18 protein-coding genes and 1 riboswitch are annotated in these 16,767 nt (G+C 30.9%); all 18 genes read right to left on the reverse strand.

All coding sequences use genetic code 11. The features are described from left to right. Positions 1 to 4 precede the first annotated feature (4 nt). Positions 5 to 1,273, reverse strand: a complete 1,269-nt coding sequence (locus HYG84_RS15850; protein WP_212378924.1) for a ComEC/Rec2 family competence protein — start codon at positions 1,271 to 1,273, stop codon at positions 5 to 7. Between the two features lie 145 nt (positions 1,274 to 1,418). Next, the gene (locus HYG84_RS15855) at positions 1,419 to 2,990 is read right to left on the reverse strand and encodes a methyl-accepting chemotaxis protein (protein WP_212378926.1); all 1,572 of its coding nucleotides are present in this window, start codon (positions 2,988 to 2,990) and stop codon (positions 1,419 to 1,421) included. Next, entirely contained in the window at positions 2,984 to 3,988 is a 1,005-nt protein-coding gene (locus HYG84_RS15860; RefSeq protein WP_212378928.1) for a ketoacyl-ACP synthase III, read from the reverse strand. The genes HYG84_RS15855 and HYG84_RS15860 overlap by 7 nt, the downstream gene beginning before the upstream one ends. A 97-nt stretch (positions 3,989 to 4,085) precedes the next feature. Then, positions 4,086 to 4,172, reverse strand: a riboswitch (cyclic di-GMP riboswitch). A gap of 357 nt (positions 4,173 to 4,529) precedes the next feature. Further along, positions 4,530 to 5,294 carry an MBL fold metallo-hydrolase gene (locus HYG84_RS15865; protein ID WP_212378931.1) on the reverse strand — a complete coding sequence of 255 codons (765 nt, stop codon included), beginning with the start codon at positions 5,292 to 5,294 and terminating at the stop codon, positions 4,530 to 4,532. A 24-nt stretch (positions 5,295 to 5,318) separates the two neighbouring features. Beyond that, positions 5,319 to 5,534 (reverse strand): YdbC family protein, encoded by a 216-nt coding sequence (locus tag HYG84_RS15870; RefSeq protein ID WP_249168652.1) that lies wholly within the window; start codon positions 5,532 to 5,534, stop codon positions 5,319 to 5,321. Between the two features lie 92 nt (positions 5,535 to 5,626). Then, positions 5,627 to 6,061 carry a hypothetical protein gene (locus HYG84_RS15875; protein WP_212378933.1) on the reverse strand — a complete coding sequence of 145 codons (435 nt, stop codon included), beginning with the start codon at positions 6,059 to 6,061 and terminating at the stop codon, positions 5,627 to 5,629. A 166-nt stretch (positions 6,062 to 6,227) separates the two neighbouring features. Next, positions 6,228 to 6,464, reverse strand: a complete 237-nt coding sequence (locus HYG84_RS15880; RefSeq protein WP_212378935.1) for a hypothetical protein — start codon at positions 6,462 to 6,464, stop codon at positions 6,228 to 6,230. A 192-nt stretch (positions 6,465 to 6,656) separates the two neighbouring features. Then, on the reverse strand, positions 6,657 to 6,941 hold the full coding sequence (locus HYG84_RS15885) for a hypothetical protein (RefSeq protein ID WP_212378937.1): 285 nt from the start codon (positions 6,939 to 6,941) through the stop codon (positions 6,657 to 6,659). Between the two features lie 251 nt (positions 6,942 to 7,192). Continuing rightward, positions 7,193 to 7,900: an MgtC/SapB family protein gene (locus HYG84_RS15890; protein WP_212378939.1), complete on the reverse strand. Its 708-nt coding sequence runs from the start codon at positions 7,898 to 7,900 to the stop codon at positions 7,193 to 7,195. Positions 7,901 to 7,942: 42 nt separating this feature from the next. Further along, on the reverse strand, positions 7,943 to 8,347 hold the full coding sequence (locus HYG84_RS15895) for a DUF1667 domain-containing protein (RefSeq protein WP_212378941.1): 405 nt from the start codon (positions 8,345 to 8,347) through the stop codon (positions 7,943 to 7,945). A 2-nt stretch (positions 8,348 to 8,349) separates the two neighbouring features. Next, positions 8,350 to 9,615: an NAD(P)/FAD-dependent oxidoreductase gene (locus tag HYG84_RS15900; protein WP_212378943.1), complete on the reverse strand. Its 1,266-nt coding sequence runs from the start codon at positions 9,613 to 9,615 to the stop codon at positions 8,350 to 8,352. Positions 9,616 to 9,647: 32 nt separating this feature from the next. Then, positions 9,648 to 11,078, reverse strand: a complete 1,431-nt coding sequence (locus HYG84_RS15905; protein WP_212378945.1) for an NAD(P)/FAD-dependent oxidoreductase — start codon at positions 11,076 to 11,078, stop codon at positions 9,648 to 9,650. Positions 11,079 to 11,313: 235 nt separating this feature from the next. Continuing rightward, on the reverse strand, positions 11,314 to 11,880 hold the full coding sequence (locus HYG84_RS15910; RefSeq protein ID WP_212378947.1) for a glycerol-3-phosphate responsive antiterminator: 567 nt from the start codon (positions 11,878 to 11,880) through the stop codon (positions 11,314 to 11,316). A 232-nt stretch (positions 11,881 to 12,112) separates the two neighbouring features. Next, entirely contained in the window at positions 12,113 to 12,904 is a 792-nt protein-coding gene (locus HYG84_RS15915; RefSeq protein WP_212378949.1) for an HAD-IIA family hydrolase, read from the reverse strand. Between the two features lie 27 nt (positions 12,905 to 12,931). Next, positions 12,932 to 14,218, reverse strand: a complete 1,287-nt coding sequence (locus tag HYG84_RS15920; protein WP_212378951.1) for a TRAP transporter large permease — start codon at positions 14,216 to 14,218, stop codon at positions 12,932 to 12,934. A 15-nt stretch (positions 14,219 to 14,233) separates the two neighbouring features. After that, on the reverse strand, positions 14,234 to 14,722 hold the full coding sequence (locus tag HYG84_RS15925) for a TRAP transporter small permease (protein ID WP_212378953.1): 489 nt from the start codon (positions 14,720 to 14,722) through the stop codon (positions 14,234 to 14,236). A gap of 198 nt (positions 14,723 to 14,920) precedes the next feature. Then, a complete protein-coding gene (locus HYG84_RS15930) occupies positions 14,921 to 15,946 on the reverse strand; it encodes a C4-dicarboxylate TRAP transporter substrate-binding protein (RefSeq protein WP_212378955.1) in 1,026 nt (341 codons plus the stop codon). A 623-nt stretch (positions 15,947 to 16,569) separates the two neighbouring features. Beyond that, a complete protein-coding gene (locus tag HYG84_RS15935; RefSeq protein ID WP_212378957.1) occupies positions 16,570 to 16,737 on the reverse strand; it encodes a hypothetical protein in 168 nt (55 codons plus the stop codon). Positions 16,738 to 16,767: the final 30 nt, after the last annotated feature.

A 16,767-nucleotide genomic window follows, 5' to 3' on the forward strand; every position in this document is an offset into this window, starting at 1 on the left:
CTTTTTACTGTGGTGTAAACGATACTTGAGTTTTAGTTTCTAAATTATTCTTTACAGCTGTAACATCTACCTTTACCTCAAAGTCAATACTTGCTCTACTAATTTCATATGATATTTCTGCTACCCCATTTTTATCAGTCACTCCCTCATATGGAGTTGTTTTGGATTTATAATGGTTTAGTATTTTTACTTTAGCACCCTCAACTGGCTTACCATCTGAAGTTACTTTAGCAGTTAAAACTACACTAGAATTTTGCTTTGGCTTAGTATCGCTAATTGATGCTTCTACATCTAACATCTCAATCTTATCATTTACTACTTTATTACTACTTCCATTTTTATTACTCCCTTGATCATTTACTTGTCTCTTTCCAACAGTATTAATATCAATTTTTTCTCCATCTAATGTAGCAATTACAGTACCAGCTTCAGCTGTATTATAGGTTTTTATATTTCTTTTATTAAGACGGTCCATTACTTCACGATGAGGATGTCCATAGGAGTTATCCTTCCCAGAGGATATCACTGCATAATCAGGTGTTGTTTTATCTAAAAACCCATCTGTTGTAGAAGAATTTGATCCATGATGTGGCACAAATAATAGATCTATATCTAAATCCTGCTCACTATTTATCATCTCATTTTCAGATGTTTTTTCTACATCACCAGTTAACAATACAGAGGTATCCTTCCATGTAAGCTTAACTGTTGCGCTATAATCATTTAGGTTTTCATATTTATCCGATATTGGAGCTACCAAAACAGCAGTCGTTTCTCCAAAGGGTATCTCAACTCCAGCTTTAGCAGTTTTAAACTTAAGTCCTGCTCTGCTAACTGCCTCTACAAAGTTCTCAAAGGTTCTTGTAGTATGGGTAGCTTTAGGGTAATATACTGAACCTACTTTTAATTCTTTAAACACCGTAGGCGCTCCATTAATATGATCTGCATGGGGATGGGTGAATACGGCTACATCAATATGTTCGTATCCGATATCTTTAATGTAATCAACAATAATTCTTCCCGAATTCTCATCATCTCCACCTGCATCATAAAGCATTGTTTTACCATCTGCTCCAACAATAAAAGCTGAACTTCCCTGCCCAACGTCAATAAAGTGAACTTTTAAACCTGCTGATTCTTCACCATCAACAACTTTAGGAGATACTTCTTCCCCTTCTAATATTGAATTTGGGTCAGCTTCTGCACAACCAAATAGTAATAGAATAACCATAGAGATTATTAATACTAAACTAACTTTCTTCTTTACAAACATATTAGTCCTCCTTAGATGTTTTATATTACTTAATTATATTATACCCTTTTTCTAACAAGTACAAATTTCCACTAAAGAAACTTGGTAAATCAAATAAAAAGACACCACCCCTAGATCCTTCTAGAAGTGGTATTTTAAAATATTTTTATTTAATCAATTCATTCATTTGTAATGCAATACCATTTAAATTTTCAGCATTAGCTGATAGTTCCTGGCTCATAGCAGCACTTTGTTTAAATGATTGACTCAAGTGATTGAATTCATTGATAGCACTTTCTGTTATACCATATATTCTTTCATTAAATCCTACAATATTTCTCGTTTCTTCAAGCTGTTTATTTATAATGGCATTAATATCAACTATTGACTTTGTAAAGCTTTTTAAGTCATCTATCATACTCTTTACATTCTCTACTGTGTGATCAATAGCATTATCGCTATTGATGATTTGTTCATTATTATTAGTCATTAAATCCTCTATATCTACAATGTTGGTCTTAAGTTCATCTGTAATCCCTACAACATCATCTAATGATTGTTTCGTATTTTCAGCTAGTTTTCTAATTTCATTAGCAACAACTGCAAATCCTTTACCTAATTCTCCGGCCCTTGCTGCTTCAATAGATGCATTTAATGCCAACAGATTTGTTTGCTCTGCAATATTACCAATAATTAATAAAATTTCATCTACTTTTTTAGCTTTGTCTTTTAGTTTTTTAGCCACATCAAATGTAAATGCGATGCTTTCTTTCGTGTTATCCATCATTTTTAGTGCCTCATTTAAAGATTTTTCATTTTCACTGGATAAGGCCATCAGTGCCAAGGATGAATTTTCAGTGTTTTTCAACTCACTTGAAACTATCTCGGTTCCTTCTAATAAATTTTGAAGGCTGTTATTATTTTCTCTAGATTTATCTAATATCTCATTATTTGAGTGTAACACCTGTTGACTAGTATACGCTATCTCTTGCATAGAACTACTTTCTTCTTCAGCAATAGATGATACCATATCACTTGCATCTAATAAAGTATTGGCAAAATGTGCGGTTTTCTCAAGAATATGTAGTGTTTTTTTATTATTATTTCTAAGATCTTCTTCATTCTTTTCAATTTCACTTAGTAGTTTTGAAGCAAAAAAAGTAAATAGGAAAATTCCAAATGAAGTAAGAGTAATCACAATTATTCTCATAATCATCTCTTGTAGAAAAACTTCTTGTCCCGGTAAAGCAATTGGATACAATTTAAATATTATAACCTGACATAGCATTCCAGTAACAATAAAGGCAATATTTAGTTTAATATCTAAAAATAGAGCACCTAATATAATAAAATAAAATACACTCATCCAAAGCTCCTTAGACGGAACCATAAATATCAAGTAAAGATAATTCACAAAAGTTAATATAAATATCAATACCTTTAACTGCTTAAAGATTTTTTCGTTAAAATTTTCATTAACGACTGTTCTTTTATGCAGAATAAAAAAAAGAATAGTTTCTATGGTAATTAATATACCAAATATACCAAGAGACCCCCATTGAATTGAATCATATAGTCCAAGATATTTCATCAAAGAAAAAGCTAGCATAGCCATGAATCCACTAATCGAATAAATAATTAATACAACCTTCAGTGTTTTTTTCTGATAATCGACAATTGTATTTGCATTATTTAACATAATATCTCCTTTCTGAGTGCCGCTTTGCTCTACTACCATTTATAGAGCAAAGCTTCCATAGTATATCCTGCTGCAACAGAGCAAAATATAATAATCTCATCTTTTTTAAAGGCTTCTTTTTTCAGTCTATCATTTAATGCTATAATAGGACTAGCACTGCCATTATAACCATATTTATCCGCAACAAAAGTAGCTTGTCCCATTTCTGCTCCCAATTTTTCTAAGGTAATTCTTATATCTTCCTTTGAAAATTGTGACATAAAATAATGAGAAACATCTCTTGGTTGGTAATTATATTCTTCTAGTAATTTGATTATTAGTTCTGACCATTTATCGGCAAGAAAGCTAAAATCAAAAGGCGTCCATTCCATTTTCCTATGATAGGAAGTCAAGTTATCCTTCGAAATATTTAATAAACCACAAGCTGGAAATCTTATGGTGTTATTATAGTCATCATCAGTATACATTCTAGAACCTAGTATACCTCTTATTTCTTCCTCTTCCCTCACTTCTAATATAACTGCAGCAGCACCATCTCCTACGATAGAGTATGTCACCATGTCATCTTCCCGTCCAAAAGGGCTAACTAATACAGAACCAACAACTAGAACTCTCTTATATTTTTCATCTGTTTTTAAATATCGACTTGCTACATCCATTGCATTAACCATGCCTACACAATTATTATTCATATCAAACACACTAGATGCATTTTTAGCCTTTAACTTATTTCTGATAATCAATGCACATGTAGGCATTAAATATTCAGGGGTATCTGTTGCTGATATGATCATGTCAATATCCTCAGGATTAAGCCCTGCATCTGTTAAAGCTTTTTCAGCAGCCTTAACCCCCATATCGATACTATTTTCATTTCCTAATGTCTGTTTTCTGGTTTTTCTACCTAACTTGTTAAGCAAGTTTTCTACATGATCTTCATTACCATATTCTTTAAAATGGTTAATAATAAATTCATTACTTACCTCTTTTGTTGGATGATATGTCCCTACTCCAACCATATGTACATTTTTGCGCATGTCCTTGCCCCCTATTGAATTATTTTATAACTAAACTTAGTAAATATAAAAAAATAGACATACCTAAGCTAGGCTATCTATTTGTAATAGCTTTTAACTTAGCAACCTGGCAATCATAGAAAAAATTTTCCTTAGACCCATGGCTTTGCGTCCTTACCTTTCAGTAAGTTTGCCATTTATAAGTATTTTGTATATATATGTATATATATATCTTATTATAATTATAATATCATACTTTACATTATGTTACTATATTATCATACTACTATATTGTAAAAAATTATCGTAAATTGGCTGAAATAGTAAAATAAAAAAATATCACCTTACACATTTTCATTTAATACGACTAAAAAAATCTTTTAATTTAATGACTTATGAGGTTGGCTACATAATGATCATAAAGCCATTCTGTCTCTCTTAAAGTCCCTTCTTCAGTAAATCTTAATCTTTCAGGAATAGCTCTACTCTTGTAGTTATTTTCAGCACATCTAATCTCTATTCTATTAATAAATACCCTACCAATATATTTATTTATATATTTTTACAAATTGATAGTCATTCCTATCTCTTCCATAAATATAGTTTGAATAAAACTATCCTTATTACGTTCATAACTTTTTTTTGCAACTCTTATCCAGTTAAACTTATCCAATTCCTTATAAGGTAGATGTACTACTAATATTTTTTGTGTATCAGTATAATTCTTAATGATTTCCCTAGCTCTAGGAATACTTACATAAGGGAAATTTACGATTAACGCATCTATTTTATGTTGTTTAAGATTAAGTGATTCAAAATTTTCTTTAACTGGAGCAGCATCGCCTAGATGTAATATTTTTACACCATATTCTATAATAAAAGCTAGATTATTTACATCTACACAATCTTCCCCCTCATGAATCATTGATATTGCTTGAATTTCTACCCCATTTATATTAATTCTCTCACTACAGTGAAATAAAGGGTCTAACTCAACTAAATTAATAGACCTATTATTAGACATGCAGTATCTTATTCTAGAAATAGCTTTGCTTGTCGATATAACAGCTGTATTAGGACTTTTTTCTAAAAAACTACATATTAAGTTAGCATCAAAATGATCACTATGTTGATGAGTTATTAGCATAATATCTATATTATCAAAAGGAGGAATACCATTTATTATTTTTTCTCTAATTTCTACAGGTGTGCTCTTATAGATTCGTATTTTAGAACTACACAAACCATCTATTAATATCTTTTTATTATTAATATTGATTAAAACACCTGCATTAGATACATAAGTTATACTTTTTGAATTATCCACAATCAGCGCTCCTCAACTTCATAATTATAAATCTATCTCATTCAATATATCTCTTAATTTCTTTAATTCTTCTCTACTAAGTGTAACTCCCTTACCCATTTTTATATGTTCTGGGTCCCATTCTCTAATATCGAATTTAGCTTCTCGTCCGTTCCAACTAATAAGATTTAGTTCCTTTGTCCAGCCTTTATTACTTTCAGATAAAATATACCAATTATAATTAAAGTTATCCCTAGCCAATTCAATTTAATCATTCATCCCCTTACTTATGTCATTTAACTCATCTAGTGTGTATTAAAAAGGATGATGTGACACAAATATAATGCAGATTTTTATAACTTACTGGAATCTATTTTTTTATATTTTTTTATTTTTTCACCTGTAATGCAGACTGATATAATAACTGAAATAAAGAAGCTTAATAGGTAAAATATCATATAAAAAAACATAGCAAAATTACCCCCAGCTGATAATTTCCCATATTCTGGATGTATTCTATTTAACCAATAATAGATAAAATTTGTTTCTCTATATATTAAAAAAGTTATAGTCCCTGCCGGTAATGAAATCAACCATTTATAAAACGAATTTCGATGAGTGTTTGATGACATTAAAAAACCAATTATTATATTTGTCAAAATAGCTACTAAAAGGATAATCCAAAAATCAAAGTTGCTATATGTCAATGTCAAAACCATAGTCCAAAAAAACGATGATATATAAATAACACCACAAGCTATTCCTTTAAGAATTTTTATTATATCCATACTAACCTACCTTTCTATATTATCTTATTTACCTACTTTTATAAAATGCATGGTATAAGATGACACTTTATTTTTATATATTTATCTTTTGATCTTTTAGCTCTTAGAAAAGTCTTCTGCCACCGCCTTGGGCGGTTTAGTTCTTTAAGAATTATGTGCCGTAAATTTATTTACCTTTTAGCTTAATATTTTTAATAATCAATATGATAGAAAATACTGCTAATAATACAAATCCTGCCAATGATAGTATATTAGTTAGTAAAACTATGATTTCTCCAAATATACTTGTACCATATCCTCCTGGAAACATCCCCAGTTTAGAATATGCAAATATACTACTATTTAATGAAGCTAATATCACGCTTCCCAAAATACAATAAAGTATTTGTTTATTTTTATCCATTCATATTACCTCCTAGGGCGAAGCCTTTAAAGTTTCTATACCTGAAACAAAGACAATTACTCCATTCAGTGAAGAATTTATTAGTTGCCAGTTTTTGTATAGCAAATAATAAATAAAATAGGAATCATTATTATCTCACCTCATTTTGGAAAAGTAGCTTATTATTACCTACGTCCATAAAGGCCACTATCACTATATCAAATAAACAATATATAAAATTAAGCGATACAGACTGTTACAGTCGCTTGGTCTAGCTCTAGGGTAGGTAATTCTCCATTCCTTCCAAATTAAATATCCCCAAAAAGTTACAATGCCACTTAGATATATTACTACATTTTTAATAGCATCTAAACGCATCATTGAATGGGTCTTAGACACATCATTATAAGAATACGACATAAATAATGTTGATACTAATTTCTCTTTTTCATAATATTTCTCTTGAGCTAACATAAATAATTTCTTGAATAATTTCAATTTTATTCTCCCCTCTGAACTATTTATACTCATTAACTAATTTCAAAAATAATTAGTAACATGAAATAGACAAATATAGATAATATATTCTATATATACAAATTATTTCCTGCAAGATTACAAAAATACAAAATAAAAAAGCGTACATAAAGTTTATCTATGTACGCTTTTAATTAATTATTCTATTATCATAAATTTTACAGTATCTAGGAGTTTATAAGCACCACTATCCCATAAAAAATATCTAAAATTTAGGATAGACATGCCGTTGATAAGTCTCCTTCCCATATTGCATCTTCTACTCCATGTACATTTAAAATTTCACTAAAAAAACTTTGACTTATAGGTTTAGATGGTAACTTCACCATAAATCTAATTTCTGTTACATACTCTTCGTATGCTTCATCATCATATTCGCTATTAACCTTAATATCTTTAATATTAATGTTATGTTTGCCTAGTATATGCCCTATATCACCTATTAATCCAGATCTTTCTTTACACTGAACGATTAATGATTTATATTGGCTTTTAAATACTTTCTCTTCTATAAAACCCAAACTTCCTAGGGTAAACAAAACTATTATTGTAGTTGCAAATCCCCCTAAATAATAACCATTGCCTATAGCTAATCCTATACCTCCACAAACCCAAATACTTGCAGCAGTAGTTAACCCTTTAATATTGCCTCCTGTTCTCATAATGGTTCCTGCCCCTAAAAACCCGATTCCACTAACTACTTGAGCAGCTAATCTAGCAGGCTCTCCACCATTATTATTGGCACCTAGTCCCTGAAAACCATACATAGATATTAACATAATTAGGGTAGAGCCTAATGTAACTAATATATGGGTTCTAAGTCCAGCAGGACGATTGTTAGCCTCTCTTTCTAGACCAACAACACCTCCTGCTATAGCTGATAATATCAATCTTAAAGCAACTTCCCAATCACTTATCAATATCTCTACCTCCTTTATTGTAGTACCTAAAAGATCCTAGCCTTAAGCTAAATGGTCTTTTAAATAACCTTCTTCTGAATTTATAAACATACTTCTAGACGCTATTACGTCTACTCCTGTCCCTAGAATATTCTTAATAATTACCTGACCTACTTTAATTGGTGTTTTAACCTCTATTTCATTAATTATTTTCATTGCTTCCTCTATCAGATGTTTAGGAATTGGCCCTGATGTTTTAACAGGAAGTCTTCTTATAGAAGAACCAGATATAATAACAGTTGTTGTAAGTACTCTTGTTGGATTTGTCATTTCTGTAATACCATAGTTCATACCTCTAAAGCATTTATTTCCTTCAACTGTGTAGCCATTTTGACTTTCTTCATTCTTTATAACCTTTAACTTACACCCTAATGGACAAACAATACAAACCATATCTCTAGCTTCCATGACTATTCTCCTTCCTTAACAATTTCTATAGAAATTTCATCACTATTACCTAAATTAAACTTGCTAAAGTCTAAATTAATGTTTTCCATCTCTCCAGGAGCCACATGTTTTCTTTTTACTTCTTTTATTACTTCACCATTACTTTTAACAACAAGTTTTACATTTTTATATATATTGTCTACACGCATCATTAGCTCTACTGTTTGTTCTACATTATCTGGTCTTACTATATGAGGAACAACATATCGTACTCCATTTATTCCCTTGATTTTTATGTTTTTGCAATTATTCTCTAATTGTCCTTTAACATATTTTGCAGCATTTTTACCTGCTCTTTTACTTTCCTTTGTAACCCAATCTACTAAATCGTGAACATGAACAACATTACCACAGGCAAAAATTCCCTCAGCAGATGTTTCCATAGATTCATTTACGATTGGACCTGATGTTACATTATCAAGCTTTATTCCTGCAGATTTTGAAAGTTCGTTTTCAGGAATTAGACCTACAGATAGTAGCAGCGTATCACATTCGAACCTTTTTTCTGTTCCCTTTATTGGTTTTAATCTTTCATCAACCTGAGCGATAGTTACAGCTTCTACTCTGTCATGTCCTTCAACATTTATTACTGTGTGACTTAAGTAAAGTGGAATGTCAAAATCCTCTAAACACTGAACAATATTTCTTGTTAATCCTCCTGAGTATGGCATTAGTTCTGTAACTGCTAGCACCTCAGCCCCCTCAAGAGTCATACGTCTTGCCATAATTAGTCCAATATCTCCAGAACCTAAAATAACTACTTTTTTTCCAATCATATGTCCTTCAATATTAACAAATCTTTGAGCTGTTCCAGCTGTTAAAACTCCTGCTGGCCTAGTTCCAGGTATTCTAATAGCACCTCTAGTTCTTTCTCTGCAACCCATTGCAAGTATTATAGCCTTTGCTTGTATATGAAGCATTCCATCAGTTGGGTTTACAGCTGTAATCATTTTGCTATCTGAAACCTCAAGAACCATTGTATCTAGCTTATATTCAATACCCATATTAATAAGCTCCTTAATAAACCTTTCAGCATACTCTGGCCCTGTAAGTTCCTCTTTAAAAATTTGAAGTCCGAATCCATTGTGAATACATTGCTGCAGTATTCCACCTAATTCTCTATCTCTTTCTATTACTAATATATTTTTCACTCCGTTTTTTCGTGATTCTATAGCAGCCGCAAGTCCTGCTGGACCTCCACCAATTACTACAATATCATAGTGTACCAAAATGCTCCCTCCTACTCTTCTACGTATTTATACTACTTTGTTTCTCCTGTTAGTATATAAGAATTAAGGCGATCTTTTACAACTTCTGTTATGTCTATATCTTGTTCTCTAGCTAAAATTTCCATTACTCTCGGAGCACAGAATCCGCCTTGACATCTTCCAGAGCCTGGTCTAGCTCTTCTCTTTACTCCATCTAATGTTGTTGCTCCTGCTTTTCTATTGATAACGTCTACAATTTCACCTTCAGTAATGTTTTCACACCTACAAATAATTCTTCCGAATCTAGGGTCCTTTTCAATCAGCTTTGCTTTCTCATCATCAGATAGGTCCATAAAGTGAATGCTAGGTCTTCTGTTTGGATTAAAATCTTGATTTAATTCAATATCTCCTAATCTTCCTTTTATTAACTCTACAACATATTCCGCAATGGCAGGAGCTGCTGTAAGACCTGGAGAATCAATTCCAGCTACATTGAAAAATCCTAAAGATTCCTCTGATTCCTCAATAATAAAATCTTGATTCTTTGTCTTTGCTCTAATGCCCGTAAATGATGTAATAACACCTTGAAAGCTTATTTGCTTTAATGTATGGTGAGCATGCTCGTTAATATAATTCAGTCCTTCAAGTGTCGTCTCGAAGCTAGTTTTACTATCTATATACTCTGATGTTGGACCAAGAAGTAAGTTTCCATGCACTGTAGGCGTAATAAGTACTCCCTTACCAGCCTCTGAAGGACATCTAAAAACTACGCTATTAACTATGTTTCCTACTGACTTATCAAATAGGTTATATTCACCACGATTAGGTAATATCTCGAAACTTTGAGTATTTAGCATATTATTAATATCATCAGAATGAAGTCCAGCACAATTTATAATTATTTTACTTTCTAGCTTTCTATCTCCAGCTGTAATACTATAACCATCTGCTATTTTTTGTATATCAGTTACTGTACTATTTAGCAGTAGTTCCACACCATTTTCTACTGCATTTTCTGCTAGTGCAATAGCCAATTCCCAAGGTCCAACTATTCCAGCTGTTTTTGCATGTAGCGCACCTACTATATCTTCACTTAAATTCTTTTCAAGTTTAAGTACGCTTTCTTTATCTAATATTTCCATCTGAGGAACGCAATTTCTTTCTCCCCTTGCATATAATTCATGTACTGTTTCCATGTCTTTATCATTAAAGGCTAAAACTAAAGATCCAATTCTTTTAAAAGGAACATCTAGCTCCTCACATATCTCATCATAAAGTTCATTTCCTCTTACATTTAATTTAGCTTTTAATGTACCTTCCTTAGCGTCATATCCTGCATGAACTATAGCACTGTTTGCTTTTGTAGTACCATTGGCTATATCATTTTCCTTATCGATTAATAACACTTTTAACTGATATTTTGAGAGCTCTCTAGCTATAAAAGTCCCTGTTATACCTGCTCCAATGACTGTAATATCATACATTGTAATGTTCCTCCCTTATAAAATTAGCTTTGTAGTGATATATTAATGAGAATGTAAAAAGAGCCATGTAAACCAAAACCTATATTAAATAGATTTAGTTACACGGCTCTCCTGTTCTCGACCATTAATATTCTTTTATATTAAATTACCATATATATTATACTATATATAGATTTTATGTGCAAATAAATAAGAGTATAATATATTCATCTGCAATAACAACAAAAATTTATTATTACAATTCCCATAATTTTTTTTTGCTGGTTGATGCACCTATAGCTCCTGCCTTTAAAACCTCCATTATATCTTGTTTACTATCAATTAGCCCTCCTGCTATAACGGGTATAGACAATTGTTTAGTAATACGACTTATTACTCCTGGCATAACTCCTGGCATAATTTCAATCATATCTGGCTGTCTAGATTTGACACTTTGTTTAGTCATTTCGTAAGACTTGTTATCAATTAAAAAGAATCTTTGTATTGTAAACATTCCTTTTTCCTTAGCAATCTTTATATGATTACTCTTTGTACTGATTACACCATCTGGCCTGATAACTTCGACAATGTAATCAATAGCTTTAGCATCTTTTCCTATTCCTTCGAGAAAATCAATATGTATTAAAGCGCTCTTACCAGCATTTTTGATTCTATCAACTAGTGTTTTCGCATTAAATATATCGGCACATAGTAAAAATATAGTAGTTACTTGGGACTTGATTGCAATTTCTAAGTCTTCTTCATTCTGAACAGCTGCAATAACAGGATTTAATTCAACTCTATTAGCTATTGTTTCTTTCACACTATCATTCCTTCATTTTATAAGTAACTTCACTTTTTTATATGATATATTCTTTATTTTTTTGAAGTGTTTATTGTTTATGTTTATATAGCATAGCATAAACAAACTAAATATCAAATGCTGTTCTATTTTCATCATATTTTCTTATCTTGCTATATATCACAGCATATTTGAGTTACCTACAACGTTAGCTGATACATCAAATCTATAACAGCCTTTTTATGGTTCAAAACTAAATTAAATCTATCATATCTTTTACAGAATTAAACACATAATCTGCTCTAGTCTCACTTCTGATATAATCTTCTTCTTTAGTTTCACCAGAGTAAACTAATACCGAAACTATACCTGCATTTTCTCCCGTCTTAATATCTGTATAAAGTCTATCCCCTACCATTACCATATTTTCTTTGTTTAAACCATATTTAGATGCAATACTTTCTACTATCTCCTTATTTGGTTTGCCTATTACTTTTGGCGTTTTTCCAGTAGAAGCCTCTATAAATGCAGCCATCGCACCTGCATCTGGCATGAATTTTCCATTAGCTAAAGGACAGTTAAAGTCTGGGTGTGTTGCTATGTATTCTACCCCTTCAGATATATACTCGCATGCTGCCCATAATTTTTCATAAGTTAAGGTGGTATCAAATCCTAATACTACATAATCTATGTTTTTATGTCTTTCTTTTTCTAAAATAAAGCCTTCTCTTATAAATTCTTCTTCTAAGGCCTTCGTTCCTAGCAGATAAATTTTAGCGCCTTTTTTTTGTTTTTTAAGATACATAGTAGTAGCTTCTCCCGAAGTAAATACTTCTTCTTCTGAAGCTTGTATGCCCAAGTTTTTAAGCTTTTCTACATATATTTCTTTGCTTTTTGATGAATTATTTGTAACGAAAATATATCTTTTTCCCTTAGTTTTTATAGTTTCAAGAAACTCTTTCGATCCATCGATTAATTCATCACCAAGATAGATAGTTCCATCCATATCTAATAAAAATATGCTTTTTTCTTTTAAACTCTCCAAAGTTTTCCTCCCTCTACTTTTTCAAACTTATCTAAATAAGTTTAAAGTAAATAATGCAATACCTTGAGAATAAGTAACCAGTAATAGTACTACTAATAAGGCTACTATGAAAGGCCAAACATCTTTTATAAAGTCCTCTAAAGTTACATCTACTATGGAACATACTGTAAACATCATAGATCCAAATGGTGGAGTTAATCCTCCAATCATTATGTTTACTATAAATATAATTCCGAAATGTATAGGGTCTACTCCAAATACTTTAACTGCTGGTACTAATAATGGAGCTAAAATTACTAATGCTGCCCCACCTTCAATAAACATTCCTATAAATAATAACAGTAGGTTAATTACCATTAGTAATATAAAAGGACTATCTGTCATATTCATAAGTCCCTCTGTTATTATTTGTGGGATTCTTTCTAATGTAAGGTAGTAACCAAACACTTTAGCACTTGCAATTATAATCATTACAGCACCAGTACTCTTTACTGTGTCCTTCAATATTAATGGTATATGTTCTAATTTTAATTGTTTATACACGAAAAGTCCTACTATCATACAAAATAATACTGCAATTCCCCCTGCTTCTGTAGGAGTGAACATACCCATTCTCATTCCCATGATTATTCCGAAAGGAATAAGTAGTGCCCAAATAGATTTTAAAAATTGTCTAAAAAGTTCGCCAAAAGATGCCATTTTATCTCTACTTGGTTTGTAATCTCTTTTAACCGAAATAATATGAACAGCTATCATTAAAGCTACAGCCATTAATATACCTGGCATATATGCGGCTAAGAACATATCACCTACTGAAACATTGGCAATTATTGCATATAGTATAAGATTTGTTCCTGGAGGGATAACTGGGCTTATTGCTGATGATGCAGCAGTTATTGCGGCTGAAAACGGTTTAGAAAATCCTTTTTTTTCCATTTCAGGAACTAGTATTTTAGATTGCATAGCTGCATCTGCATTTGCAGAACCTGAAATGCCACCCATTAATGCACTTAGTAGTACGTTAACTTGGGCTAGTCCTCCTCTAGTATGTCCTACTAAAACGTTGGCAAAATCCATTAATGCTTCACTTATTCCTGAATAATTCATTATAGAACCTACCATAATAAAGAATGGGACTGCTAAGTATGGGAAGGATTCTACTGAAGTTACAAATTGTTGAATTATCATTTGCATAGGCATCGTAGTATTAATGAATATAAAATAGAATAAGGAAGAACCTATTAATGCGTATGCTATTGGTATGTTTAGAAAAAATAAAATAAATAAAACTATAATTGGTAGAATAGATTGCATTTATTATTTCACCGCCTAATTTTTTATACTTTTATTAAAAGATAATTTTTTGAAACTTTGTATGGAAAAATAAATTGAATATAAAGTAATCAATGCAAAAGCAAGTACTATAGATGCATATACATACTTATAAGATACTTCTAAAGCCGCTGTTATCTTTGTAGATCCTGCTACATAGATATAACTAAAGTAAAACATAAGTGCTGATAAAATAGTTATAATTATAGAAGTTAAAAATTCTACTATATTTCTTCCCTTTTCAGGTAATAAAACCACTAATACTTCTACCCCTATAAGGTCCTTCTTTTTATATGCACTAGCAAAACCTAGGAATATAGTCCATACAAATGCACCTACAGCAACTTCTTCTGCCCAGGTAAATGTAAACCTTAAAAAGTATCTAGTAAATACGTTCATAATTACTATAACTGTAGTTATTGATAAGAAAAGGCTTCCTAAATAAAGCTCAAAATCTTTTCTAAATCTTTCTAAAAAATTATCCATGTCTACCTCCTATGCGATTAATAGCCTCTCAACAATAGTTGAGGATTAAATATAATAGTTTTCCTTAAAACCATTTTATTTTATTCCTTCTAATTTTGTGGAGGAATTTTCGATTTCAACATTAGCATAATTCACTTTAAAATTGGAAGGAGATTTACTCCTTCCAACTTTTTTGTTTGGCATATAGCAAATAATAGATTACTTTAAGTTTGCTTTTATAACTTCTAATTCTTTTATTAAATTCTCGTAGATACCTGGTGTCCATTTATCAAACTTTGTATATACTGGAGCAGCCGCCTTAAGGAAAGCATCAGCATCTACCTCATAGAAATTTACACCTTCTGCTTTTAATAAATCTTCATACTCTTTTTCTAGTCTAATAGTTTCAGCTAAGTTATCTGCTTCACCTTTTTCGAACTCTTCTACAATAATAGTTCTTTGTTCTTCAGTTAGGCTATCCCAAACTTTGGTTGAAATTGTAACTGCTGAAACTCCTAATAAGTGATTTGTTAAAGAGTATTCTTTAACATTTTCGTATTGTTTAGTTCCGTAATAAGTCATTATTGAACCTTCTACACCATTTATAACACCTTGTTGAATTGCTGCATAAGTGTCTGGATAAGGCATTGCAACAGGGTTACCACCCATAGCTTCTATAGTATAAGTGTATAATTGGCTAGTAGGGACCCTAATATTTAATCCCTTCATGTCATCTGGAGTTTTGATTGGTTTATTAGTCATCATACTTCTAAATCCGAATAACCAATCTATAGAAAGCACTTTTATTCCTTGTTCTTCTGCTTGTTTATGTAGATTTTGAACTAAGTCTGTTTCTGTCATAGCAAGATATTCATCAAATGTTTGATATAAAAATGGTCCAGTTACTGCATTATAATCCGGTACATAGTCTCCTAAGAAGTTTATACCATCTACTAAGATCCAATCAGATCCTTGAACTACCTGTTCCATTCCATCTTTACCTATTGGCAGAACACCATTTGTAAACAATTGTAATTCTAATGAACCTTTACTTCTTTCATTTATTGCTTCTACTACTTTTTTCAATGATATAGCAGTTTGCTCATCATCAACAAATTTTGTACTAACTTTAATAACTTTCTTTTCCACATTATTACCGCTTGCATCAGTAGCAGGCTTACTACCACATGCAGCTAATGATAAAGTAAGAATTAATGCTAGTACAACTGACAAAATCTTTTTCATTAAATTTCCCCCTTATTTTTACATAATATATTAAATATCTACTAACAATTTATAATCTAACTTATAACTTCTTACATATAGTCAGATTATTTGTAGTATCAATTTAAATATGTTTTTAATCAGACATTATATAGTCTAATATATACTTTTAGAATACCATTATCGCTTCTTGTAGGTCAATTAGAATAACACATTAATCATTTAAATAAGCATTATTTTTTAGTAACCATTTTTTAACAGCTGCTATATCCCTATTTTAGAATTGTTTCTTTTCTATTTCTACAAAAAAAAGACAACAATTAAACAACACATGTTAATAAGTTGTTATTTATTGTTGACACTCCAGTTCTCCTGTCATTATTATTATATTTTTCATAATCGTTCTAGGCAAAACAGTAATATGTTTTGTTTGACATACATTATAATTAGAACATTATCTACAATTCAGATATTATCATATCTCTTTTTCTTTGTAAAGCATTTTATACATTGCAAATACAGAAAAGGCAAGTTGTTTTTATTAACAATCAGCTCAGCTACCCTTTGATATATACATAAAAAACCACCACCCCTAGGTCCTTCTACAAACGGCATTTTATAACATTTATATATCTAAATCTTTATCAGTTGAAAAAAGCCTTTAATAAATTTTTTACCTTTTCTGAATACTTTTCTTTATTAAAATATAAAATTGTCATTTCTATTATACCTTTAACTTGATTTTCATCTATATCTTCAACCGCCATAATTCCTTCAGAAAATTCGTCATAAAGAATATACATTTCCGACAAGCAGTGAGCTCCTACTCTCTGCTTATATAC

It is taken from the genome of Alkaliphilus sp. B6464 (assembly GCF_018141165.1).
Taxonomy (GTDB): domain Bacteria; phylum Bacillota; class Clostridia; order Peptostreptococcales; family Natronincolaceae; genus Alkaliphilus_B.

What these genes read in the sequence shown, in the direction of transcription:
- HYG84_RS15850 (WP_212378924.1), bottom strand. Translation starts at nt 1,273, where the DNA reads ATGTTTGTAAAGAAGAAAGTTAGTTTAGTATTAATAATCTCTATGGTT.
- HYG84_RS15855 (WP_212378926.1), bottom strand. Translation starts at nt 2,990, where the DNA reads ATGGTAGTAGAGCAAAGCGGCACTCAGAAAGGAGATATTATGTTAAAT.
- HYG84_RS15860 (WP_212378928.1), bottom strand. Translation starts at nt 3,988, where the DNA reads ATGCGCAAAAATGTACATATGGTTGGAGTAGGGACATATCATCCAACA.
- HYG84_RS15875 (WP_212378933.1), bottom strand. Translation starts at nt 6,061, where the DNA reads ATGGATATAATAAAAATTCTTAAAGGAATAGCTTGTGGTGTTATTTAT.
- HYG84_RS15880 (WP_212378935.1), bottom strand. Translation starts at nt 6,464, where the DNA reads ATGGATAAAAATAAACAAATACTTTATTGTATTTTGGGAAGCGTGATA.
- HYG84_RS15895 (WP_212378941.1), bottom strand. Translation starts at nt 8,347, where the DNA reads ATGGAAGCTAGAGATATGGTTTGTATTGTTTGTCCATTAGGGTGTAAG.
- HYG84_RS15905 (WP_212378945.1), bottom strand. Translation starts at nt 11,078, where the DNA reads ATGTATGATATTACAGTCATTGGAGCAGGTATAACAGGGACTTTTATA.
- HYG84_RS15920 (WP_212378951.1), bottom strand. Translation starts at nt 14,218, where the DNA reads ATGCAATCTATTCTACCAATTATAGTTTTATTTATTTTATTTTTTCTA.
- HYG84_RS15925 (WP_212378953.1), bottom strand. Translation starts at nt 14,722, where the DNA reads ATGGATAATTTTTTAGAAAGATTTAGAAAAGATTTTGAGCTTTATTTA.
- HYG84_RS15930 (WP_212378955.1), bottom strand. Translation starts at nt 15,946, where the DNA reads ATGAAAAAGATTTTGTCAGTTGTACTAGCATTAATTCTTACTTTATCA.